This is a genomic window from Rhodococcus sp. NPDC059968, assembly GCF_042738615.1.
GTDB lineage: Bacteria > Actinomycetota > Actinomycetes > Mycobacteriales > Mycobacteriaceae > Rhodococcus_F.
Map to the genome: position 1 here is coordinate 1 of NZ_JBHWUE010000023.1, position 22,177 is coordinate 22,177.

General features: G+C 67.6%; 19 protein-coding genes. 11 read left to right on the plus strand and 8 right to left on the minus strand.

What is annotated here, in order from left to right; all coding sequences use genetic code 11:
• Positions 1–177, minus strand: a 177-nt coding sequence (locus ACFWAY_RS19790; RefSeq protein ID WP_378511845.1) for a YceI family protein, incomplete at its 3' end; no start/stop codon positions are given.
• A gap of 148 nt (positions 178–325) precedes the next feature.
• Positions 326–898 (minus strand): TetR/AcrR family transcriptional regulator, encoded by a 573-nt coding sequence (locus ACFWAY_RS19795; protein WP_378511778.1) that lies wholly within the window; start codon positions 896–898, stop codon positions 326–328.
• Positions 899–984: 86 nt separating this feature from the next.
• On the opposite strand from ACFWAY_RS19795, the gene ACFWAY_RS19800 reads away from it, so the two are divergent.
• Entirely contained in the window at positions 985–1,815 is an 831-nt protein-coding gene (locus ACFWAY_RS19800) for an alpha/beta fold hydrolase (protein WP_378511779.1), read from the plus strand.
• A 32-nt stretch (positions 1,816–1,847) separates the two neighbouring features.
• Here the strand turns inward: ACFWAY_RS19800 and ACFWAY_RS19805 are convergent, their stop codons facing one another.
• Together ACFWAY_RS19805 and ACFWAY_RS19810 are read right to left on the minus strand one after the other, a co-directional pair.
• Positions 1,848–2,981: a YbhN family protein gene (locus tag ACFWAY_RS19805; protein ID WP_378511780.1), complete on the minus strand. Its 1,134-nt coding sequence runs from the start codon at positions 2,979–2,981 to the stop codon at positions 1,848–1,850.
• Between the two features lie 28 nt (positions 2,982–3,009).
• Positions 3,010–4,467, minus strand: coding sequence for an adenylate/guanylate cyclase domain-containing protein (locus ACFWAY_RS19810; protein WP_378458742.1), 1,458 nt, complete (start codon positions 4,465–4,467; stop codon positions 3,010–3,012).
• Positions 4,468–4,655: 188 nt separating this feature from the next.
• On the opposite strand from ACFWAY_RS19810, the gene ACFWAY_RS19815 reads away from it, so the two are divergent.
• The 5 genes from ACFWAY_RS19815 to ACFWAY_RS19835 all read left to right on the plus strand — a co-directional run bounded on the left by ACFWAY_RS19815 (position 4,656) and on the right by ACFWAY_RS19835 (position 10,380).
• A complete protein-coding gene (locus ACFWAY_RS19815; protein WP_378511781.1) occupies positions 4,656–5,891 on the plus strand; it encodes an AI-2E family transporter in 1,236 nt (411 codons plus the stop codon).
• Positions 5,875–7,077, plus strand: a complete 1,203-nt coding sequence (gene macS / locus ACFWAY_RS19820) for a MacS family sensor histidine kinase (protein WP_378511782.1) — start codon at positions 5,875–5,877, stop codon at positions 7,075–7,077. Before ACFWAY_RS19815 ends, macS begins: the two co-directional genes overlap by 17 nt.
• Positions 7,070–7,738, plus strand: coding sequence for a response regulator (locus ACFWAY_RS19825; RefSeq protein WP_378511783.1), 669 nt, complete (start codon positions 7,070–7,072; stop codon positions 7,736–7,738). Before macS ends, ACFWAY_RS19825 begins: the two co-directional genes overlap by 8 nt.
• Before the next feature lie 61 nt (positions 7,739–7,799).
• Positions 7,800–8,450, plus strand: a complete 651-nt coding sequence (locus ACFWAY_RS19830) for a DUF1707 domain-containing protein (protein ID WP_378511784.1) — start codon at positions 7,800–7,802, stop codon at positions 8,448–8,450.
• A 67-nt stretch (positions 8,451–8,517) separates the two neighbouring features.
• On the plus strand, positions 8,518–10,380 hold the full coding sequence (locus ACFWAY_RS19835) for a DUF2339 domain-containing protein (RefSeq protein ID WP_378511785.1): 1,863 nt from the start codon (positions 8,518–8,520) through the stop codon (positions 10,378–10,380).
• On the opposite strand, the gene ACFWAY_RS19840 is transcribed toward ACFWAY_RS19835, so the two are convergent.
• The 3 genes from ACFWAY_RS19840 to trmB are packed head-to-tail and all read right to left on the minus strand — an operon-like array spanning position 10,355 to position 14,851.
• Positions 10,355–13,336: an MMPL family transporter gene (locus ACFWAY_RS19840; RefSeq protein WP_378458748.1), complete on the minus strand. Its 2,982-nt coding sequence runs from the start codon at positions 13,334–13,336 to the stop codon at positions 10,355–10,357. The two genes, ACFWAY_RS19835 and ACFWAY_RS19840, sit on opposite strands and share 26 nt — an antisense overlap.
• 10 nt (positions 13,337–13,346) lie before the next feature.
• On the minus strand, positions 13,347–14,078 hold the full coding sequence (locus ACFWAY_RS19845) for an NYN domain-containing protein (RefSeq protein ID WP_378511786.1): 732 nt from the start codon (positions 14,076–14,078) through the stop codon (positions 13,347–13,349).
• The gene (gene trmB / locus ACFWAY_RS19850; protein ID WP_378458750.1) at positions 14,075–14,851 is read right to left on the minus strand and encodes a tRNA (guanosine(46)-N7)-methyltransferase TrmB; all 777 of its coding nucleotides are present in this window, start codon (positions 14,849–14,851) and stop codon (positions 14,075–14,077) included. The genes ACFWAY_RS19845 and trmB overlap by 4 nt, the downstream gene beginning before the upstream one ends.
• A 465-nt stretch (positions 14,852–15,316) precedes the next feature.
• Between trmB and tnpB the strand changes: the two genes are divergently transcribed.
• The 5 genes from tnpB to ACFWAY_RS19875 all read left to right on the plus strand — a co-directional run bounded on the left by tnpB (position 15,317) and on the right by ACFWAY_RS19875 (position 20,639).
• Positions 15,317–16,693 carry an IS607 family element RNA-guided endonuclease TnpB gene (gene tnpB / locus ACFWAY_RS19855; protein WP_378511787.1) on the plus strand — a complete coding sequence of 459 codons (1,377 nt, stop codon included), beginning with the start codon at positions 15,317–15,319 and terminating at the stop codon, positions 16,691–16,693.
• Between the two features lie 48 nt (positions 16,694–16,741).
• A complete protein-coding gene (locus tag ACFWAY_RS19860) occupies positions 16,742–17,440 on the plus strand; it encodes a hypothetical protein (RefSeq protein ID WP_378511788.1) in 699 nt (232 codons plus the stop codon).
• A gap of 113 nt (positions 17,441–17,553) precedes the next feature.
• The gene (locus tag ACFWAY_RS19865; RefSeq protein ID WP_378454525.1) at positions 17,554–17,883 is read left to right on the plus strand and encodes a DUF6802 family protein; all 330 of its coding nucleotides are present in this window, start codon (positions 17,554–17,556) and stop codon (positions 17,881–17,883) included.
• Positions 17,884–18,157: 274 nt separating this feature from the next.
• Positions 18,158–19,987, plus strand: coding sequence for a phosphoenolpyruvate carboxykinase (GTP) (locus ACFWAY_RS19870; RefSeq protein WP_378454526.1), 1,830 nt, complete (start codon positions 18,158–18,160; stop codon positions 19,985–19,987).
• A gap of 151 nt (positions 19,988–20,138) precedes the next feature.
• On the plus strand, positions 20,139–20,639 hold the full coding sequence (locus ACFWAY_RS19875; RefSeq protein ID WP_378454527.1) for a hypothetical protein: 501 nt from the start codon (positions 20,139–20,141) through the stop codon (positions 20,637–20,639).
• 65 nt (positions 20,640–20,704) lie between these two features.
• On the opposite strand, the gene ACFWAY_RS19880 is transcribed toward ACFWAY_RS19875, so the two are convergent.
• Positions 20,705–22,153: an aldehyde dehydrogenase gene (locus tag ACFWAY_RS19880; protein WP_378454528.1), complete on the minus strand. Its 1,449-nt coding sequence runs from the start codon at positions 22,151–22,153 to the stop codon at positions 20,705–20,707.
• Positions 22,154–22,177: the final 24 nt, after the last annotated feature.

The window sequence follows — 22,177 nt, forward strand, 5'->3', positions numbered from 1 at the left end:
GGTGACGGCGGCGGTGCCGTCCTCGGCGACGGTGATCGCGCCGGTGAAGTCGTTGAAGGTGCCGCGGACCTTGCTGACCATCAGGTGGCGGACGGCGAAGCCGACGGTGGAGTGGACGGTGTCGATGGCCCAGGTTCCGGCGGTGAGGTTGGGCAGGGTGGCGGTGGCGGTGGTCATGGAAGCTCCTCGGATCGTCGACTTAAGTAGTTGAATGTTTAAGTTCTTGTACCTTCAACTATGGCGAGGGTGGATTTCTTCCGCAACCCGATTGTGATGCCTGTCACAGGATGCAGGTGAGTGGCACGGTGTGCCCGGTGACGCTTTCTCACGGGGGGAGGCAGGCCCGCGCGGCGGCGAGGACGGTGGCGCCGGCCGCGTCGAGCGGTTCGGTGCTGCGGAGCGCGCGGGCGAGGACGAACGCGCCCTCCAGGCTGGTGACGAAGCCCAGGATCAGGCGTCTCGCATCGGTCTCGTCGAATCCGCGGGCGCGCAGCAGGGCGCTGCCCGAGTCGATCCAGCTCGTGAACACGTCGGCCGTGGCCACGCGGAGCACCTCGTTGGTGCTCGCGACCTCGAGTGCGACCGTGGCGATGGGGCAGGCGTCCGCGTAATCGGTGGCCACCAGGGTCTCGCCCGCCAGCCGGAAGCCCACCTCGATCCCCTCGAGGATGTCGGGATGCGCGTCGAGGATGGAGAAGACCAGCCGGGCGTACTCCTCGCCCGACGAGCGGATGACCTCCTCGCCGAGCTGCTGCTTTCCGCCCGGGAAGAAGTGGTAGATCGACCCGAACGGGGCGTGCGCCTCGGCGGCGACCTGCTTGAGTCCGGTCCCGGTGTAGCCGTTGCGGCGGAAGAGATCGCTGCTGGTGCCGAGGATCCGGGCCTTGGTGTCGTTCACTTTTCTGCCCTCCGACCGTTGCACTCGGTGCGTACCTCATCGTAACGTGATTCTCAGTAGAACGATCTATCAATTGGGGTAGTGCCATGAAGCAGATCGAGCTCTCCGCAGGCACCGTCGAGTATCGGGACACCGGGGGTGACGGCCCCGTCCTCGTGTTCATTTCGGGGCTGACGATCGGCGGCACCGTGTGGCGACACGTGGTGGAGCGACTCGCCCCGGACTTCCGCTGTATCGTCCCGAACCTCCCGCTCGGCGCGCACCGCATTCCCATGCGTGAGGATGCCGACCTCTCGCTACGCGGTCTCGGACTGCTCATCGGCGAGTTCCTCGAACGGCTCGATCTCGCGGACGTCACCCTCGTGCAGAACGACTGGGGCGGCGCGCAGGTGCTGATCGCGCTCGGCGACTCGAGTCGCGTCGGGGCTCTCGTCCTCACCCCGTGCGAGGCGTTCGACAACTATCCGCCCGGAATTCCGGGTCGCGCAATAGGTTTCGCGGTGGCGGTCCCCGGTGGTCTGGCGTTGACCATGCACGCGCTGAGATTCCGGGCGATGCGACGGGCGCCCGCGGGGTGGGGTTGGATGAGCAAGCGCCCGGTACCGAAGTCGGTGATGGACGGGTGGTTCCGGCCCGCGACCACCGACCGCCGGGTGCGGCGAGACCTGCGCAAGTACACGACCTCGGTGCCGCCGAAGTCGACGCTGCGGGACTGGGCGGAGGCGAACCGGGGCTTCGACCGGCCGGTCCTCGTGCTGTGGGCCGTCGAGGACAAGGTGATGCCCCGCGACCACGGCCGGCGCCTGGCCGAGCTCTACCCGCACGCCGAACTGCAGGAGGTCGAGGACAGTTACACGTTGATGCCCGAGGACCGCCCGGATGTGGTGGCGGAGGCTTTGCGGCTTCGCCGCCCGTGAGTACTTATTAACCGCCCGCGGTTAATAAGTACTCACGGCTGGGAGTCGGGCTCGGGGTCCCCGGTGTGCTGCGTGCGCTTGGTGGTCGGTGAGGACTGCTCCCGGCGCTCGAACTCGAGGTCCATCTCCAGGTCTTCGTGCTGGTTGTGCCGGAACAGGATGAGGAAGACCACCCAGCCGACGAGCGCGACGAGGATGTAGCTCACGACGCGGTAGACGAACACGGCTGCGAGGGCCTGCGACGCGGTGGCTCCTGCTGCTGTCAGGGTTGCGATCAGGGTGCCGTCGACGAACCCCAGCCCGCCCGGGGCCAGGGGAATGCTGCCCACGGCCTTGGCGGCGGCGAACGCGATCAGCAGACCCGGCAGCGACGGTTCCGCGCCCACCGCCCAGCACGCGAAACCGAGGCACGCGACGTCGGCGAGACGGTGCACCGCCGACCACCCGAACGTGATCACGGTGTCTTTGCGGCTGAGCTCGACCGAGTCGAGCTGGCTCAGGATTTCCTTCCACCGTTCGACGCCGGTGTCGGGGGGATTCTTGCGGAACTTGTTGTACCGGGTCAGCACCCAGTGCCCGATCGACTCGATCGAGTCGGGATTGCGTGAGATGTATCGCAGTCCGTAGAACAGTGCGAACGCGGCCACCAGCGACAGCGCCAGCGTGACCGGACTCACCTTGGTGCCCACCGCGAACGCGCCTGCGGCGCCGAGCAGTGCGAGGCTGCCCGCGGCGATCACTCCGGAGATCGCCAGCTGCCAGGACGCGACGATGGGGGTGGCACCCCACTTGCGGGTCTGCTTGTAGGTGAAGGCGGTGGAGAACACCTGACCGGCCGGCAGGCTCACGGCCATCGCGGTGCTCGCGTAGATCACCGAGACCGATTTGAGTTGGCTGACGACGACACCGCCCGCCTGGAGCAGTCGCTGCTGGACCGCTCCGTATCCGCTCAGGGAGATGGCCTGGGCTGCGATACATGCCGCGACCCACCCCCAGTGGATCTCGGTGAGCGCTTTCCACGAGTCGCTGAGCGTGGGCCACAGGTAGATGCCCTCGACGGTCAGCAGGGCGAGGAGGCCGGCGCCGAGTAGCCATTTGATCCACCAGTATCGGCTTCGCTGCCGAGGATGCTCGGCAGTGGGCGGGTCGGATCGAGGCTGGGCCACCTGGCCAGCGTAACCAACGGGTAGCGGATTACTCCGGATAGTCCTCCGGCCAAGCCAGGTGGGTGTTGCGGCGGCGCCCCCGCAACTGGACCTGTTCGCCGAGTTCCCAGTGCGCCTGTTCGTCGTCGTCCGCGAAATACAGGGCACTCGTCGAGGCCAGCACGCGGCTGGGGTGGAGCTTGGCGAGTTCGGTGAGCCGCGACGCCTCGTTGACGGGGTCGCCGATCACCGTGTATTCGAAGCGTTCGGCGGCGCCGATGTTGCCGGCGACGGCGAGGCCTGCGGAGACACCGATGCCGATGTCGAGGCCGGTGATCTCGTTCAACGCGAACCGCAGCTCCCGGGCCGCCGCCAGCGCCGCCGTCGGTGCGTCGGGGCGGTCGAGCGGGGCGCCGAAGATCGCGAGAGCTGCGTCACCCATGAACTTGTTGACGAAGCCGTGGTGCCGGTCGATCACGTCGACGACGACGCGGAAGAATTCGTTGAGCAGGTTCACGACCTCGCCCGGGGGACGCTCCGCGGCGGCACCGGTGGAGCCGACCATGTCGACGAACAGCACCGCGACGAACCTCGTCTCTCCGCCGAGTTCGGTACCGAACTGCAGTGCCCGCCGCGCGACGTCCTCACCGACGTGCTGGCCGAACAGTTCGCGCAGCAGCCGCCGTTCGTCCGATTCGCGCATCATGCGGTTGAACCCGACCTGCAGTCGCCCGATCTCGCTGCCGTCGAACACCTCGACGCGGACGTCGGTGGCACCGCGCTGGACGCGTTCGATGGCCCGCCGCAGCTGTTTGATCGGGTCGGAGATCTGGCTGGCCGTCAGCATCGACAGCGCGAACGCCTGCGCGATCGCGATGATCGACAGCAGCATGATCGCCCATGCGAGCGCGTTCGGGGAGAACACCAGGTCGGTGGTCAGCTGCGTCACGCACAGCAGGATGATGCCGATGACGGGCATCAGCGTTCCGAGCCCCCACGTCATGGCCATCCGGGTGCCGACGCCGGGTGCCATGGTCCGGTCGAACTCGCCCTCGCTGAGCGCGCGGGCGGCCACCGGACGCAGGATGCGCTCGCCGAGCATGTATGTGAAACCGAACGTCGTGGTCGCGGCCATGCAGACGGTGACGATCACCGCGACGGCGAGTTCCGGCATCTCGGTGATGGTGAGCAGCACGAAGATGATGCCGCCGAGGATCCACAGGACCAGGTGCACGATCGCCTGCCGCAGCGGTGCGTGCAGCGCCGACATCTGTTCGCTGCGCGTCGGCGGACCCCCACGCAACTGCCAGCGGACGACCGACCGCAGCATCATCGCGGCGGCCGTGAGACTCACCACGGCGGCGAACGCGAGATAGCCGCCGAAGATCGCGACGTTGCGCACCCGGTCGGCGATGATGGCCTGCGATTCGGGGATCGGCACGCCGTACCGCACGAACGCGAAGACGAGGATCGCGCCGATGAAATTGGCGAGGAGCATCGAAACCATATAGAGCGGCCATCTGCTGCGGACCGTCGCCGCGATCGCTCTATAGGATTTCCGCACGTCGTTCAATTTAGCGGGGGGTGTACCGGGTGGCGTAGGACACGTCCCCTAAACGGCGCATATGCGTGCCCCGCGCGCGTGTTTCCCACGCGAATCGCCCGGCACTGTCCGAACCTCGATACGCTCCGCAGGTGAACGCGAACGAGCAACGCTCGGACACTGCCGCGGTAACACAGGGCGGGGGCCACGCCTCGGCGTCCGTGCACCCGGTGGTGCGGGTGGCGGCGGAATGGACGTGGCGGCTCCTCGTCATCTTCGCGGGCCTGCTGACCCTCGGTTACATCGTGACCAGGCTCGACACCGTCCTCATCCCGGTGGGTCTGGCGCTGCTCTCGTCGGCGCTGCTGGTGCCGCTCGTCGACTGGCTGCAGGGCAAGGGCGTGCCGCGGTCGGCCGCGGTCCTGGTCGTCCTCATCGGTTCGATCGGCATCGTCGCCGGGATCATGACGTTCGTCGTCGAGCAGTTCATCGAAGGTCTTCCCGGCCTCACCGAACAATTCGAGGCGAGCGTCACACAGATCCAGGGGTGGCTCACCGACGGCCCGTTGCATTTCAGCGAGGATCAGATCCGGCAGGCCGGTGACTCGGTGGTGAAGTCCATCCAGGACAACCGCCAGCAGCTGACGAGTGGGGCACTGACCACCGCCACGGTCGTCGGCGAAATCTTCACCGGTGCCCTGCTGACGCTGTTCACGCTCATCTTCTTCCTCTACGGCGGATCTCAGATCTGGGAGTTCGTCACCCGCCTCGTCCCCACCACGTCGCGGCGGCGGGTCCGGCTGGCGGGGACTCAGGGGTTCGGCTCGCTGATCGGGTACGTCCGCGCCACGGTGGCGGTGGCCGCCGCGGACGCCGTCGGCATCGGCGCGGGACTCGCGATTCTGGGGGTTCCGCTCGCACTGCCGCTGGCGTCGCTCGTGTTCATCGGCGCGTTCATCCCGATCGTCGGTGCGTTCCTCACCGGCTTCCTCGCGGTGCTCGTTGCCCTCGTCACCAAAGGGTTCCTCACCGCGCTGATCGTGCTCGGCATCATCATCGGGGTGATGCAACTCGAGGCCCACGTGCTGCAACCGCTGCTGCTCGGGCGCGCGGTCCGGCTGCACCCGCTCGCGGTGGTGCTCGCCATCACCACCGGCATCGTGCTCGCCGGGATCGTCGGTGGCCTCCTGGCGGTGCCGATCGTCGCGCTGCTGAACACGGCGGTGCGCTCGCTCCTGTCCACGGATCCCGAAGCCACCTACGACGCCCTCGAGGTCGACGATCCGGCAGTCCCGCTCTATCCGGCCGAAGCCGACGGCCCGCACCTGCCGCACCCCGGCAACCCGCACCTCGACGACACTGCGCAGATCCATGACCGACCGGAATGAGCACCGCACCCGACTGCACTACCGCCCACGAGCCACGACCGAGCTCGACACCCAGCCGGACGCACCGCTGTGGCGGGCGGCGCAGGCGTTCCGCCTCGTCACGCTGGTGTACGCGATCAGCTACCAGATCGTGTCGGTGCAGTACTACACCCATCAGCGGCTGAGCTGGTTCCTCGTCGCCCTGATGGCGGTGTGGTCGGGACTCTCGGCGGTCCTGCTGTCCCACGGGAAGGTCCCGCGCTACCAGGTGGTGATCGCCGACCAGCTGATCGTCATCGCGCTGATGGCGTCGACTCGCCTTGTCTCCGATCATGATTGGTACAACCACCATCAGACGCTGCCGACGACGCTGTGGGTCACCAACGCGGTGATCTCCGCCGCCGTCTTCGGTGGGCCGTGGGTCGGGATGGCGTCCGGTGTGCTGATGGCGGCGGTGAGCGCGGTGGTGCGCGACCAGATCAACCTCGACTTGTGGCGGGACGCGACGGCACCGGTCCTGGTGTCGGTGGGGCTGGCGCTCGGGCTCGCCACCACCACCGCGAGGCGTGCGCAGGCCCAGCTGGAGCAGGCCGTGCGGTTGGCTGCCGCCACGGAGGAACGGGAAAGACTCGCCCGCGAGGTGCACGACGGCGTCCTGCAGGTCCTCGCGCTCGTCCGCCGTCGCGGCAACGAGATCGGCGGATCCGCAGTCGAACTCGCGGATCTCGCCGGCGAGCAGGAGGTGGCCCTGCGCATGCTCATCTCCGAGCAGGGCGCGGGTGTGGCGTCGGATCTGGGTGGGAGCGCGATCGACGTGCGACTGCTGCTGGGCACGCGGGCGAGCACCACCGTGTCCGTGTCGACCCCGGCGGATCCGGTGACGATCGAGCGCGGCCGGGCGACGGAGCTCGCCGCGATCGTCGACACGGCACTGTCCAACGTCGCACTGCACGCGGGGACCGGCGCCCGGGCCTACGTGCTGTTGGAGGATCTGGGCGACGAGGTGATCGTCAGCGTCCGCGACGACGGCAGCGGAATCGCCCCGGGACGGTTGGCCGAAGCGGAGGCCGAGGGTCGCATGGGAGTATCGAAATCCATTCTGGGCCGCGTCGGTGCGCTCGGCGGCACCGCCGAACTCGACACCGAACCCGGTCAGGGCACCGAATGGGAGATCCGCGTGCCGAAGGGAGACGAAACGCATGGGTGACACGGAGACCGACGAGCAGATCACCGTGATGGTCGTCGACGACCACCCGATGTGGCTGGACGCCGTGGCCCGCGACCTCGAAGGCGCCGGGTTCACCGTGGTCGCCACGGCCGATGGCGTCGCCACCGCGGGACGTCGGGCGGCGGCGACCCGGCCCGGTGTCGTGCTCATGGACATGCAACTGCCCGACGGAAACGGTGCCGCGGCCACCGCCGCCGTCCTCGAGGTGTCGCCGGACAGCCGGGTGCTGGTGCTGTCGGCCTCGTCCGAGCGCGACGACGTCCTCGACGCCGTCAAGGCCGGTGCATCCGGGTACCTCGTGAAGAGCGCATCCGTGGAGGAACTGCTGGACGCGGTGCGGGCCACCGCGGCCGGGCAGGCGGTGTTCACGCCGGGGCTCGCCGGACTCGTGCTGGGGGAGTACCGCCGGATGTCGAGTGCGCCCGCCGACGAGCACGGTCCCGCCGTCCCCAAACTCACGGAACGGGAGACCGAGGTCCTGCGGTTCGTCGCGAAAGGGCTCAGCGCCAAGCAGATCGCGACCAAACTGTCGCTGAGTCACCGCACCGTCGAAAACCACGTCCAGGCCACCCTCCGCAAGCTGCAGCTGGCCAACCGCGTGGAGCTGACCAGGTACGCCATCGAGCAGGGCCTCGAGTAGCCGTGAGTACTTATTAACCGCGGGCGGTTAATAAGTACTCACGGGCGCTAGCCTGGTCGGTATGGAGGCACGGGACCTACGGGTATCGGATGCGGAGCGCGAACACGTCGGCGAATTGTTGCAGCGGGCGGTGGGCCAGGGGATGCTCTCGCTCGGTGAGTTCACCGAACGGATGGACACGGCACTCGCCGCGAAGACGCGGGCGGAGCTGAACGTCGTCCTGGTGGATCTGCCGGGAATCCAGCTGATCTCCGAGTTCACGCCTCCGCCGTACCCCGACCAGCCGTACGTGTCTCGCCCGGCGCCCCCGGTTCCGGCGGTCGTGCACCGGTCGCCCGCGCCGCCGCCGGGAGACGTCATCCGGGGCCGGATGTCGTCGGTCAGCCGCACCGGCTCGTGGAACGTTCCCCCCGCCCTCGAGGTGAACACCCGGCTGTCGACGGTGACGCTCGACTTCACGCGGGCCGTCATGGCCACGCAGGTGGTGCACGTGACGATCGACGACTACGCGAGCACGATCTCGCTGGTCGTGCCGGAAGAGGCGACGGTCGACCTCAACGGCGTCGAAACGGTCGGCGGCTCGGCGACCAACAAGGTGCGGACCGGACCTCCCATCGGCCCGCTGCACGTCGTCGTCCGGGGCAAGGTCAGGTTCGGGAACGTGACCGCCAAACACCCTTTCGGCACCTCGATTCGCCGAATGTTCGGGTAGCACGTCGCAGGTTTCTCGAGTAGGCCTACTCATGTGTGGGGTGCCGTCGCCGCAGGACGATTGATCCATGTCCACACCTGGTACTCCTTCGATCGACCCCCGGCTGGTCGCGCAGCTCTCCGGTGACTTCTCGGCGCTCGGGCAGCAGATGCGTCACGTGGGTGAGAACCTCGCCGTCCTGCAGGCGCAGCTCGCGAGCGTCCCGCGTCCCCAGCCGCAGCCGGCGCCGCAGCCGACGTACCGACCCCCGGTGCCGCAGGCACCCCCGGTCGCCCAGACGCCGCCACCCGCACCGGCCGTCCCGTACCGGCCTGCTCCGGCGCCGCCTCCCCGGGCCGCTCGCGAACCCTGGTGGCAACGCGACGGGGTGATCAGCCGCGTGCTGGCCGTCGCGGGTGTCGCCGTCACCCTGATCGGTGTCGTGATGCTGCTCGTGCTGGCGGCGCAGGCCGGATTCTTCGGTCCGGAACTGCGCGTCGTGGCGGGCGGGTTGTTCTCGGCCGGTCTCGTCTACACCGGTACCCGCGTCTTCGGACGGCCCGGCGGCCGGGTCGGCGGGATCGCGCTCGCGGCAACGGGTATCGCCGGCGCCTACCTCGACGTCGTGGCCGTGGCGGTCGTCTACCACTGGTTGCTGCCGGTGCTCGCGATGGTCGTGGCACTCGGGATCGCGGGAGCCGGTGTCGCACTGGCGGTCAAGTGGGGTTCGCAACCCCTCGCGCTGCTCGTGGTGACCGGCGCCGCCGTGCTCGCACCCGTCCTCACCGAGGGCATCACGCTCACCCTCATCGGGTTCCTGTTCGTCATCCAGGTCGCCAGCTTCCCCGCGCAACTCGGTCGCGACTGGCTGTACCTGGCGATCGCGCGGACGTGCCCGGTGGTGATCGCGCTGCTGATCGCGATCGCGAGTTCCGGACTGTCCGACCGGCCGGAGAGGGTCTGGCTGCTCGCGTCCGCCGCACTGGTCGCCCTGTTCGGACTCGTCTCGTCGAGCATCCTGTTGCGCAGCAACTCTCGCGATGTCACCGCGACCGCGATGATCGTCACGACGGCCGTCCCGACGCTGGTGATCGGCCACCTCTTCGACCGGCTCGGGTCCACGCTCATCGCGCTGGTCCTGGCCGCCACGATGTTCGCCGCGTTCGCGTCTGCACGGTCGTTGCCGCGACACGGACGGATCGCGCTCGCAGGCGTGGGTACCCTCGCTCTGCTCGAGGCCTGCCTCATCGGATCGAGCGAAGACCTCGCGCCGCTCGTCCTGCTCGGGGTGGCGGCACTGTTCCTCACCATCGGCGGGCAGGCGGAGTCACGGATCGCCTACGCCGTCGGTGCAGTCTTCACCGTCGTCGGCGGGTTCGCCTTCGTGATCACCGCGCCGCCGTTCGTCCTCGTCGACGAGTACAGCGCGCTCGACTCGCTCGGGGTGACCACCGTGCTCTCCTCGCTGGTGCTGGCGGGAACGGTCTTCCTGTTCGTCTGGTACGCGCACTCGCTGAAACTGTTGAGTGACAACACCGCCCAGCCGTGGTGGGTGCTCGCAGGGCTGGTGATCCTGTACGCCGTCACCACCGCGACAGTGTCCGCGGGCGCGGCGCTCACCGGGACGTCCGCAGGATTCATCGCCGGGCACTGCGCCGCGACCATCGCGTGGATGGCGGCGGCGACGGCGGCACTGGTGTTCGGACTTGCCCGCCGCGACTACGCCCACACCGCACTCGGCGTCGGACTGGGACTGACCGCCGCGGCGCTGGCCAAACTGTTCCTGTTCGACCTGGCCACCCTCGACGGTCTGTTCCGCGTCCTCGCGTTCCTCGTCGTCGGTCTGCTGCTGCTCCTCGCCGGCACCCGCTACGCGCGTGAGTTCGCGGAGCGGGAGGCCGGACGGGGAACGCCGAACGGCTCCGTCAGCGCCGGTTCTGCCGAGCGATGAGCTCGCTGACGCTGACGGCGTTGCCGTCGTCCGCACGGTGCCTGCCGCTCGAGGCGTCGTCCGGATCGACGGGCGGCTCCTCGACGCTGCGGCGGCGCGAGCCGTTGGCCGGGGCGCCGTGGGGCGGGGTTCCGTTGGCAGGCGTGCCGTTGGTGCGCCTGCCGCCGTTCACGGGTTCCGAAGGCTCCGCGGCACGACGCCTCGACGGGATCGGCGGCACCGGGCGGGCAGGAGACGACTGGGGGGTCTCCTGCTCGTACGGTGCGGGCACCGAGCGCGGCGAGCGGGTCGGCAGTGACGGCGACGACGCGCTGGGTCGCGGTTCGGCGGGCGAGGAGACCGGCCGCGGCTCGGCGGCCGACGTGGACCGGAGATCCGCGAGCCAACTCTCGATGGGACGCGACTCGGTGGCCGGACCCGGGGCGGGGGCCGCCGGACGGGGCCGCGGAGCAGGACGCGACTGCGGTGCGGGCCGCGACGGCGGCGCGGGACGCGACTGCGTCGGGGCCGGACGCGGCGGAGCAGGCTGCGGCAGCACGGTGGTCTGCGGTTCCGCGGGCGGTGTGTCCTCGATCGCCTCCGGTGGCCGAGCGGGACGGCCGGTCGCCGACCGGCGGGCCTCGTTCTGCGCCCGGCGCGCCTTCGCGTCGTCCTCGGACATCTTCGCGGCCAGCGCCCGCGCGGTGACCAACGGGATCGGCTCGGTGAGCGGTTCCGGTTTCCGGGGTGCGGGCGGCGCCGCGAGCTTGCGCTGCGGCGGGACGGCACCGATCGGGGTGAGCTCCGGGACGTCGGCGGGCATCAACTCGCTGTCGAGGATGGGCTCACCGAGACCCGTCCTCTCCTGGATCCGCTTCATCCACGCCGGCGCCCACCAGCAGTCGTCGCCGAGGAGCTTCATCGTGGCGGGAACGAGGAACATACGGATGAGGGTCGCGTCGATGATCAGCGCGGCGATCATGCCGTAGGAGATGTACTTCATCATCACGAGTTCCGAGAACCCGAACGCACCCGTGACGACGATGAGGATGAGCGCGGCCGCAGTGATGATGCGGCCCGTGTGCGCCGTGCCGATGCGGATCGACTCCGTCGTACTCGCCCCCTGCGCCCGCGCCTCGACCATGCGCGAGAGCAGGAACACCTCGTAGTCGGTGGACAGGCCATAGACGATCGCGATGATCAGCACCAGCACCGGCGACATGATCGGGCCGGGGGTGAAGTTCAACCACTCCGAACCGTGACCGTCGATGAAGATCCACGTCAGGATGCCGAGCGTGGACCCGAGGCCCAGCGCGCTCATCAACGCCGCCTTGATCGGCAGCACCAGCGAGCCGAACGTCAGGAACATCAACAGCGTCGTCAGGACGAGGACGGAGATCACCATCGTCGGCAGGTGGTCGAGCAGCGCGGCGATACTGTCCTGCTCGATCGCCGGGGTGCCGCCCACCAGCACCTGCACGCCGTCCGGACTGTCCATGGCGCGCAGATAGTCGATGGTCGGCTTCGACTCGTTGCGGTCGACGAGACCCGCCTTGAGGACGACAACACCGTCCTTGGCCGCGCCCTCCGGGGTGAATCGCTCGATCAGCCCCGGCGCGCCGCTGGCTTCCTTGATGATCTGGCCGAGCGCCTTGTTGTCGGCGTCGGACACGACGAGCTTGACCGGTTCGGTGCGCAGATTCGGGAAGATGTCGTCGAACTGTTCCTGAGCGGCGCGGGTCGAGCTGTCCGGGGGAAGGTAGGTCTCGTTGATGCCACCGAACTTGATGCCCGTCAGCGGCACGATCAGCAGGAGCAGACCCACGACGATGGGGATGGTGACCTTGAGCGGGTTACGCATCACCCAGCGGGTGAGCCGGCCCCAGATGCTCGCCTCGATCTCCTCGGTGTTCTTGGTCTGACGGAAACGGTCGAGGCTGAGGGCGTCGATGCGCTTGCCGAGGATGCCGAGGATCGCGGGCAGGATCGTGATCGACGTCAGCGCCGCCAGCCCAACCGTCGCGATGGCGCCGTAGGCGACGGACTTCAGGAAGCCCTGCGGGAACAGCAGCAGACCACCGAGGCTGGCGACGATCATCGTCGCCGAGAAGACCACGGTGCGGCCCGAGGTCATCACCGTTCTGCGGACGGCGGAGCGGGTGTCGTACCCCTCCGCCATCTCTTCTCGGAATCGGCTGACGATGAACAACCCGTAGTCGATGGCCAGACCGAGCCCCACGAGGGAGACCACGGGCGCGACGAACGAATTGACCTCGGTGAAGTTGGTGATCAGACGGACGACGCCGTTGGCGCCGACCACGGTCAGTCCGCCGATGATCAGCGGCAGCGCCGCCGCGACGACACCACCGAACACGAAGAACAGCAAAATACCGACGGCCGGGATCGCGAGGATCTCCATTCGCCTGATGTCCTTGGCCATCGTGTCGTTGAGCGCACCCGACACGGGCTGGAGTCCGGCGAGTTGCACGTTGACGCCGTCGATGGAGAACTCGTCCTTGATGTCGCGGAAATTGGCCGTGACCTCGGTGTCGTTGTCGCCGACGATCGCGATGCTCTCGATCGCGTGCTGTTTGTCGGCGTCCGCGGCGGACGCCAGCTGCGGTGCAGTGCCGACCTTGAAGTAACCGCCGTTGATCTTGAGGATCTTGTCCGGGTGCTCCGCGGCCAGCCGCTCGAGGTTCTCGACGACCTTCGCCTGAAACTCGGGGTCTTCGATCGTCTTGCCCTCCGGCGCCGTATAGAGCGCCACGACGTCGCTGTTGGTGTCGCGACCGAAGGTGCCGTCAGCCAGCTTGGCCGCGGCGACCGACTCCGAGCCCGGATCGTCCCAGCCGCTCTGGCTGAGATGCTTCTCGAGGCCCAGGCCGTACGCGGCCGAACCGAGCAACAAGGCAACCATGATGCCGATGACGGTGAATCGGGCCCGGTAGACGACGCTTCCCCAGCTCGCGAACACTGATCAACTCCTACTCGGCAGCACTCTTCCGCCCGACGAGCAGGGCGGAAAGCGGTCGGAACGGCTGCAACCAGGCACCCTCGTCGGGCAGTGTGTCGAGGCTGACCCGAGGTAGTGGCTCCCGGAACACGCCGGGGATGTCCTCGAGATCGACGAAGTCCAGAAGGTCGGACGCAACCGCCCAGCTGGCGTGCTCGCGGAACCCGAGTATCTGGACCGGAATGCCGGTCGCGGCGATGTTCTCCAACGGTTCGCGAAACGCTTGACCGTCGGCGGAGGCGACCATGACACCGGCCAGCCCCTCGCCGTGACGAAGCGCGATGTGGTCCAGCATGTCGGAATCGACGTCGCTGTCCTCATCGATCTTCGGCTTGGCGAACACCGCGAAGCCCACATTACGCAAGGCTTCGACCCACGGTCTCACGACATCGGCGCTGCCAGCCGCGATATTGGTGAAGACCGTCGCCTCGGGTTCGAGTGTGTCGGTGCCGGACGCGGACAATTCCGCGGTCCGGGAGAGCAGCCAGCGGCCGAGCGCGTCGAATCGTGGCCGGTAGGCGGCAGTGGGCCGGCCGCCGAGGATGGCGCCGAGACCCATGTCGAGGTTGGGTGCGTCCCAGACGAGAAGGACCCGCTTCTGGTGGCGTCCGTCACGTGCACCCACCACGGGAGATCCTGACGACACCGCGGTGCCTGCCGGGACCGCGCCGGCTATGTCGGAGTACTGCTCGCTGACGCTCATGACCTGATCTTCCCCCAAATCAACTCGGTGATCGCACTGCCGACCTGGTGGGCCTTGTCCTCGAACTTCGTCACCGGACGCTCGTGCGTCATCGGCGATTCCCAGTCGAGGGAGGTCAGGAGGGGTTCCGCGCTGCCTGCCTCGGCGATGGCCTCGGCATACTCGGCGTGATCTGTTGCGACATGCAACACACCACCGGCCTTTAGCCGGCTCGCGATCAAGGCGAAAGTGGGGGACTGCAGCAGGCGCCGCTTGTGATGGCGGGCCTTCGGCCACGGGTCCGGGAAGAAGACACGGACTCCGGTGAGCGATTCCGGTTCGATCATGTTCTCCAGGACATCCATTGCGTCGCCGCGCAGGACCCGGATGTTCGGGATCCCGTCCCGTTCGATCTGCTGAATCAACTGTGCGAGCCCGGGCCGATAGACCTCGACGGCCACGAGATTCACGTGGGGTTCGGCCTTCGCCATCGCCGCGGTGGCGGTGCCCGTTCCCGAGCCGATCTCAAGGATCAGAGGGGCGTCACGGCCGAACCATGACGGCGCATCCAGGCGATTGTCCGAGACGTCCGCGCCGATCTCGGGCCATTGCCGGTCCCACGACTCCTGCTGCGCAGCGGTCAGGGCGCCCCGGCGCGAGCGGAAACTTGTCACCCTCGGGTGGAGACGGGACCCCTTCGAGTCCTTCATCTGCCCCTCCTCGGGGACGACGGGTGCATCCTGATCAGCGTGGTTCACCGGACCATTGTCACGCATGAGGAGCGTTTCTGGCATACGGGTCTGAAGTTCACCTTGAGACTTTTTCGATAATCCGGTGCCCAGCCTGCACAGTTGCCGGTAGCGACTCGGTGCGAGTCTGACAGAATCGGGCGCGGTAGGAAGGGGGTCGCAGCCGTTCGCGCATATAGGTAGAAAAATGTCTTCGGTGTAGGAATGTTCCGGCGAAGTTGTAGGAGTGGGCGGGTGGTGGCAGGCGGTTTTCACCGGACTGCCGTGAAGTCGTTCCAGGCGGACACTGTCGTGTGATTTAGAGCCTCGGGCCATCGTGGTCGGGCATCGGGGCCGGTTTGGCCCAATTTCGTGTCGGGCACCTCGCCACCGCCGTGTCCGCGACCGGCCGGAGCCTCGCATCGCTCGCGGCGCCCCGGGCGGGTCGTCGGTCCATACTCCCAACGAGGTTCGTGGAACTTGTCGTACCGTCCCCCTAGTATCGAACGCACATTCGATGAGGGGTGGTCGGTGAGTACGGTGCTGCAGGCATACCGGTTCGCGCTCGACCCGACCTGCGCGCAGGAGACGGCGTTGCGGTCGCATTGTGGTGGTCAGCGGTTCGCGTTCAACTGGGGACTGGCGCAGGTCAGGGCGAACCTGGATCAACGGGAGGCGGAACGCTCCTACGGCGTGACCGGCGAGCAACTCACCCCGGCGATGTCGTGGTCTGCCTACAGCCTGCGCAAGGACTGGAACCAGGTCAAGGGTGAGGCGGCGCCGTGGTGGGGTGAGAACTCGAAGGAGGCCTACTCGTCCGGGCTTGCGAACCTGGCGACGGCCCTGACGAACTGGTCCAGCTCACGGGCAGGGATGCGGAAGGGTTCCAGGGTGCGGTTCCCGAGGTTCAAGGGCAAGCGCGCACCGTTGTCGTGCCGGTTCACCACCGGGGCATTCGGGCTGGTCGACACCGATCGTCGGCACGTGAAACTCCCCCGGATCGGGATGGTGCGGACCCACGAGTCCACCCGCAAGCTCGCCCGCCGCGTCGCGGCAGGGACGGCGCGGATCCGGTCGGCCACCATCACGTTCCGGTCCGGTCGTTGGTTCGTGTCCTTTTCCGTGGAGGTCGAACGAACCGATCCGGCGCCGACGCTGCCGGAGTCGGTGGTGGGGGTGGACCTCGGGGTCAAGTCCCTCGCGGTGCTGTCCACCGGTGAGGTGGTGCCGAAACCGAAACACCTCGAACACGCCCAACGCGAGTTACGGCGGTTGGGGCGTCAGGCCGCCCGACGGCAAGGCCCTGATCGTCGTCCCGGGCAGCAGCCGTCGAAGCGATGGCGACAGACTCAGGCGCGGATCGCTCGCCTGCACGCGTACGTGGCGAACGCCCGCCGCGACGGGTTGCACAAGCTCTCGACCCGGTTGGTCCGCTCACATACCGTGGTGGTGGTCGAGGATCTGAATGTGGCCGGGATGGTCCGCAACCGAAGATTGGCCCGGCACATCGCCGGGGTCGGGATGGGTGAGTTGCGTCGTCAGCTCGAGTACAAAGCCGGCGGGTCCGGACGTCGGGTGCACGTGGCGGATCGGTGGTATCCCAGCTCCAAGACGTGTTCGGGATGTGGTGTGGTGAAAGCCAAGCTGCGCCTATCCGAACGCACCTTTGTCTGCGAATCCTGCGGGATGAGCATCGATCGTGACCTCAACGCGGCCCGCAACCTCGCGGCCCTGGTTGAGGCGTCCTCCCCGAGTTGCGGGGCGACGGAAAACGAGCCCGATGGAAACCCATGTCAGACCCGCACCATGCGGGCAACGGGTACCGCCACGGGAAGACCCGCGCCAGGTGCGGGTCAACGTCGACACCGTGAGGCGTCGACTCAGGACACGTTTGTAGACGTTTCCTGAACGGTGACTGCGTCATGGGCACCCCCACCCCAAGGCGGTCGGAGGTTCGTGCGGCCGGAACGACCGCGCGCGCCGAGATTGACCGCGCCGGGCAGCGGGACGCTTGCGGGTTACCCCGACCGGCTGGCCGAGATGGTGCGCGAGAGAAGTGGTGCGGTCGATGCCGCGGTGACCGTGCGCCTCGACGACCTGCGGTCCCGCAGGGACGGCGGTCCGCTGCCGGAGCCGGTTACGCCGGAAGGACCCGAACCGCGGCACCGCGGACTCGAAGACCGGATGACGATCATGATCGGTGCGTCCGCCGGGCTCGGTCTGGGCAGGCTGATGGTCTCGCCGCTGTCGATGGTGCCGGCGCTCGACATCGCGACCATCCCGCCCACCCTCGCGCTGGGAGCGGTCGCGGCGTGGTGGCTGACGCGGGCGCGCGGGCACGTCGCCGAGCGTGCCCACGTGCGGCAGTGGGCCACCGAGGCGTTGGTGCACGTGCGGTCCCAGTGGGAGCAGTTCGTCCTCGGCCGGTTGCTGGCGGCGGAGGCTCAGGTGAGTGAGGCGATCATCGCCGAGAGCCGGATCTGCGCCCGGGACGTGGACGAGCGGGTCGCGCAGATCGACGGCGAACTCCGTCGCCTGGCCGCGAGACGCAACGGGCAGCTGTCGTCCTGCGAACGCGACCTCGGGGCCGTCGACCGGGGGCTGCAGGAGGTCCGCAGGCAGTCGGGGAACCGAATCGCCGTATCGAACGTCTGAATACATAGGTGCCTGACCGAAGTTCGCCCGCTTTCGTGTGGAATTGTGTTGAATTATCTTGATATGTCTTGATTTGTGCGGGAAACTGGTCCGAAATGCGAAGGGAGACCGTGGTGGCGACGACTGAGAGTTTTCTGGTCCCGGACATGCCGGACATGCCGGACATGCCGGACCTCGATCCGAACACTTTCGGCCACGATTCCGGGGCGGTCGCGCTCACCGATCCGACCCACGACATCGACGGAGACGGCGTCCTGGACACCCAGACGTTCGACGCGGGCGACGCCGTCGTCATCGCCTCCGACCTCGACTCGGACGGCGACGCAGACCATCTGACGATGATCCACGAGGACGGCGGGTACGCGTCTTGGGAGTTTCGCCGCGACGGCGACGGCGTCGTGCACTGGCAGCAGACCGATGGTGGGACTCTCGGTAACGGCTGAACACCTCCGAAATCCGCACTGCAAACGCGGGAAAGGCCCCTGGTAGCTCTACTGAATCGTTTCTGTGACCATTCCAACCGCACCCGATTCCCCGAGATGGGACTCGCGGCGTTAACCTCTAGGGATAGGACACCCGGCGCCCGCGTCTTCCATGTGGCATGGACGGCCTGGCTGGACCCCGCCGAGAGGGGAAATCGGACCGTCTGGCACTCGCTGCGAGGTTCTCTCAGCGGACGGCAGATGGTCCGGTTCCGGCTCACCCCAGGAGAGTTTGATGACCTCAGCGACCATTCCCGGTCTGAACGGAACTGACGGCACGCCCCCCACGGAGCACAGTGAGCTGCTCGCCTGGGTTCGAGAGGTTGCCGAACTCACTCAGCCCGACCGCGTCGTCTTCGCCGACGGCTCGGACGCAGAATGGGATCGACTGACCGAGCAGCTCGTCGAGGCCGGTACGTTCACGCGACTCAACGACGAGAAGAAGCCGAACTCGTTCGTCGGCAACTCCGACCCGTCGGACGTCGCACGCGTCGAGTCGCGCACCTACATCTGCTCGCGTGAAGAGATCGACGCCGGGCCCACCAACAACTGGATGGACCCGACCGAGATGCGGTCGCTCATGACCGACCTCTACCGCGGCAGCATGCGTGGACGCACGATGTACGTGGTGCCGTTCTGCATGGGTCCCCTCGGTGCCGACGATCCGAAGCTGGGTGTCGAGATCACCGACTCCGAGTACGTCGTCGTGTCCATGCGCATCATGACGCGCATGGGTACTGCCGCGATGGAGAAGCTCGGCACCGACAAGCCGTTCGTGAAGGCGCTGCACTCGGTCGGCGCACCTCTCGAAGAGGGCCAGGCCGACGTCCCGTGGCCGTGCAACGACACCAAGTACATCACCCACTTCCCCGAGGATCGCGAGATCTGGAGCTACGGTTCCGGCTACGGCGGAAACGCGCTGCTCGGTAAGAAGTGCTACTCGCTGCGCATCGCGTCGGCGATGGCCCACGACGAGGGCTGGCTGGCCGAGCACATGCTGATCCTCAAGCTGATCTCCCCGGAGGACAAGCCGTACTACGTCGCGGCCGCGTTCCCGAGCGCCTGCGGTAAGACCAACCTCGCGATGATCCAGCCGACCATCCCCGGATGGCGCGCCGAGACCCTCGGCGACGACATCGCGTGGATGCGCTTCGGTGAGGACGGCCGCCTGTACGCCGTCAACCCGGAGTACGGCTTCTTCGGTGTCGCGCCGGGCACGAACTACGGGTCGAACCCGAACGCGATGAAGACGCTCGAGGCCGGTAACTCGCTGTACACGAACGTCGCGCAGACCGACGACGGCGACGTCTGGTGGGAGGGTCTCGAGGGCGACCCGCAGCACCTCACCGACTGGAAGGGCAACGAGTGGACGCCCGAGTCGGGCGAGAAGGCCGCGCACCCCAACTCGCGCTACTGCACCCCGATGTCGCAGTGCCCGATCCTCGCGCCGGAGTGGGACGACCCGCAGGGCGTTCCGATCTCCGCGATCCTGTTCGGTGGACGCCGTAAGACCACGGTTCCGCTGGTCAGTGAGTCCTTCGACTGGCAGCACGGCACGTTCCTGGGTGCGACGCTGTCGTCCGAGCAGACCGCGGCCGCCGAGGGTGCCGTCGGCACCGTTCGCCGCGACCCGATGGCCATGATCCCGTTCATCGGCTACAACGCCGGCGACTACCTGAACCACTGGATCAACCTCGGCAAGCACGCGGATTCCGAGAAGCTGCCGAAGATCTTCTACGTCAACTGGTTCCGTCGCGGCGACGACGGCCGCTTCCTGTGGCCCGGTTTCGGCGAGAACTCCCGCGTGCTGAAGTGGATCGTCGACCGCATCGAGCACAAGGCCGGTGCCGAGTCCACCCCGATCGGATTCGTTCCGACCGCAGCCGATCTGGAGCTCGACGGCCTGGACGTCAACGCCAACGATGTCGACGAGGCGCTGAAGGTCGATGTCGACGAGTGGAAGCAGGAGCTGCCGCTCATCGAGGAATGGTTCGAGTTCCTCGGCGAGAAGGTTCCCTCCGGTATCCGTGACGAGTTCGAGGCCCTGAAGCAGCGCCTGAGCTAGTCCCTCCCCGGTGACCGAATGTCGCAGTGGTTCAGTTCGACTGAACCACTGCGACATTCGTCGTTCGAGGGGAGAAGTCTGCAGTAAACGCATACCATTCGGTTTGTAAAGCCTCGATTCTCGAAGCTCGCACCCGACGAAAGGATTGCAGATGCAGACAGGGACCAGCAGGGGCATGAAACGACTCGCCGGAGGTGCCGCACTCGCTGCCGCAGCCGCCGCCACCGTAGCCATGACCATGCCGGCGACCGCTTCCGCAGCGACGGAAGTGCAGCCTCCCACCGTGGTGACCGCGGTCGACGGAAAGACCCTCGGCATCACCGTCACCAATCCCAACGTCCTGAATCTGCTGGACGCCCAGTCCTGCGGTGCAGTCGCATTCGACGCCACCAAGCTGCCCGCCGTACTTGCCGATCCCACCGTTGTTCTCGAACCAGGATTCGTCGCGTGGGCCACCAATCCGATCGAGCGCGTCGTCGCGAACGCCGCAGGCAACGCGGTCAAGACGTTCACCACACCGGAACTTCCGGACGGCGCCTACGCGGTGCTCGGAGAATGCCTGTCGCTGACCACGGTCGCCAATCCCCAGACCACGTTGCCGCAGATCGTCCTCGTCGGCGGTCCGCTGGGCGGGGTCCAGTTCGGCAGCTAGTGCTACGCACCTGTGCGCCATTCTGGTAGCTGCAGCAACCAGAAAGGCGCACGGGCGCGAAGCGCCTACCCCGTGTAGCCGGGCGGCATGAGGACGGACTTGATCTCGCAGAACGCTTCGAGCCCCTCCGGTCCGTTCTCGCGACCGATGCCGGAGGCCTTGTAGCCGCCGAACGGTGAGCCGGGGTCGAATGCGTACCAGTTGATGGCGTAGGTGCCGGTGCGGATCCGTTTCGCGACGGCGAGACCGTGATCGATGTCGGTGGTGTACACCGAGCCGGCGAGTCCGTAGTCGGAGTCGTTGGCGATCTTGATCGCCTCGTCCTCGGAGTCGTAGGGGATCACGGACAGGACGGGTCCGAAGATCTCCTCGCGGGCGATCGTCATCGAGTTGTCGACGTCCGCGAAGATCGTCGGCTCCACGTACCAACCCTTGTCGAGGCCCTCCGGGCGGCCGCCGCCGAGCACCACGCGGGCGCCCTGTTCCTTGCCCTTGGCGATGTAGCCCTCGACGCGGTCGCGCTGCTTCTCGGAGATCAGCGGTCCGAGTTGCGCGGCCGGGTCGGACGGATCGCCGACGGTCATGAATCCGGCACCCGCCACGAGGGCGTCCAGGACCTCGTCGTAGCGGGAACGCGGGGCGAGGATCCGGGTCTGCGCGACGCACGCCTGCCCGGTGTTCATGAGCCCGGACATCACCAGCATCGGCATCGTGGACGCGAGGTCGGCGTCCTCGAGGATGATGGCCGCCGACTTGCCGCCCAGTTCGAGGGAGCAGCGCTTGAGGTTCTGCGCGGCGATGGCCCCGATCTTGCGGCCGACGGGACTGCTGCCGGTGAACGTGATCTTGTCGATGCCGGGATGCGACACCAGGTATTCGCCGGTGTCGGCGCCGCCGGGCAGGACGGAGATGACGCCCTCGGGGACCCCCGCCTCGGCGAAGATCTCGGCGAGAAGGTGTGTGGAGAGCGGGGATTCGGGTGCCGGCTTCAGCAGCACGGTGCAGCCCGCGAGCAGCGCCGGGGACAGCTTGTTGACGGCCAGGAACAGTGGCACGTTCCAGGCGAGGACCGCAGCCACCACGCCGACCGGTTCCCGCAGCACCTTCGTCTGGCCGAACGCGCCGGTGCGGGTCTGCTCCCACTCGAACTCGTTCGCGAGACCGGCGTAGAAGTTCAGGGTCGCGAGCGACGGCGTCTGCTGCATCATCCCGACCATCGCGGGCGGCTGGCCCATCTCCGACGAGATCAGTGCGTTGAGGGCGTCGCCGCGCTCCTCGATGAGTTTCGCCGCCTTCGCGAGGATCTGGCCGCGCTCGGCGGGAGTCGTCTGCGGCCACGGACCTTCGTCGAATGCCCGCCTGGCCACGGCGACGGCGTCGTCGATGTCGGCCGGCGACGCGACGGGACAGCTGCCGACGCGTTCCTCGGTCGCGGGGGAGAACACTTCGAGCACCTGATCGGTGGCCGGGGCCACCCACTTGCCGCCGATGTAGAGCTTCTCGTAGTCGGTCATGAGTCCATTCCTCGTGTCGTTCCC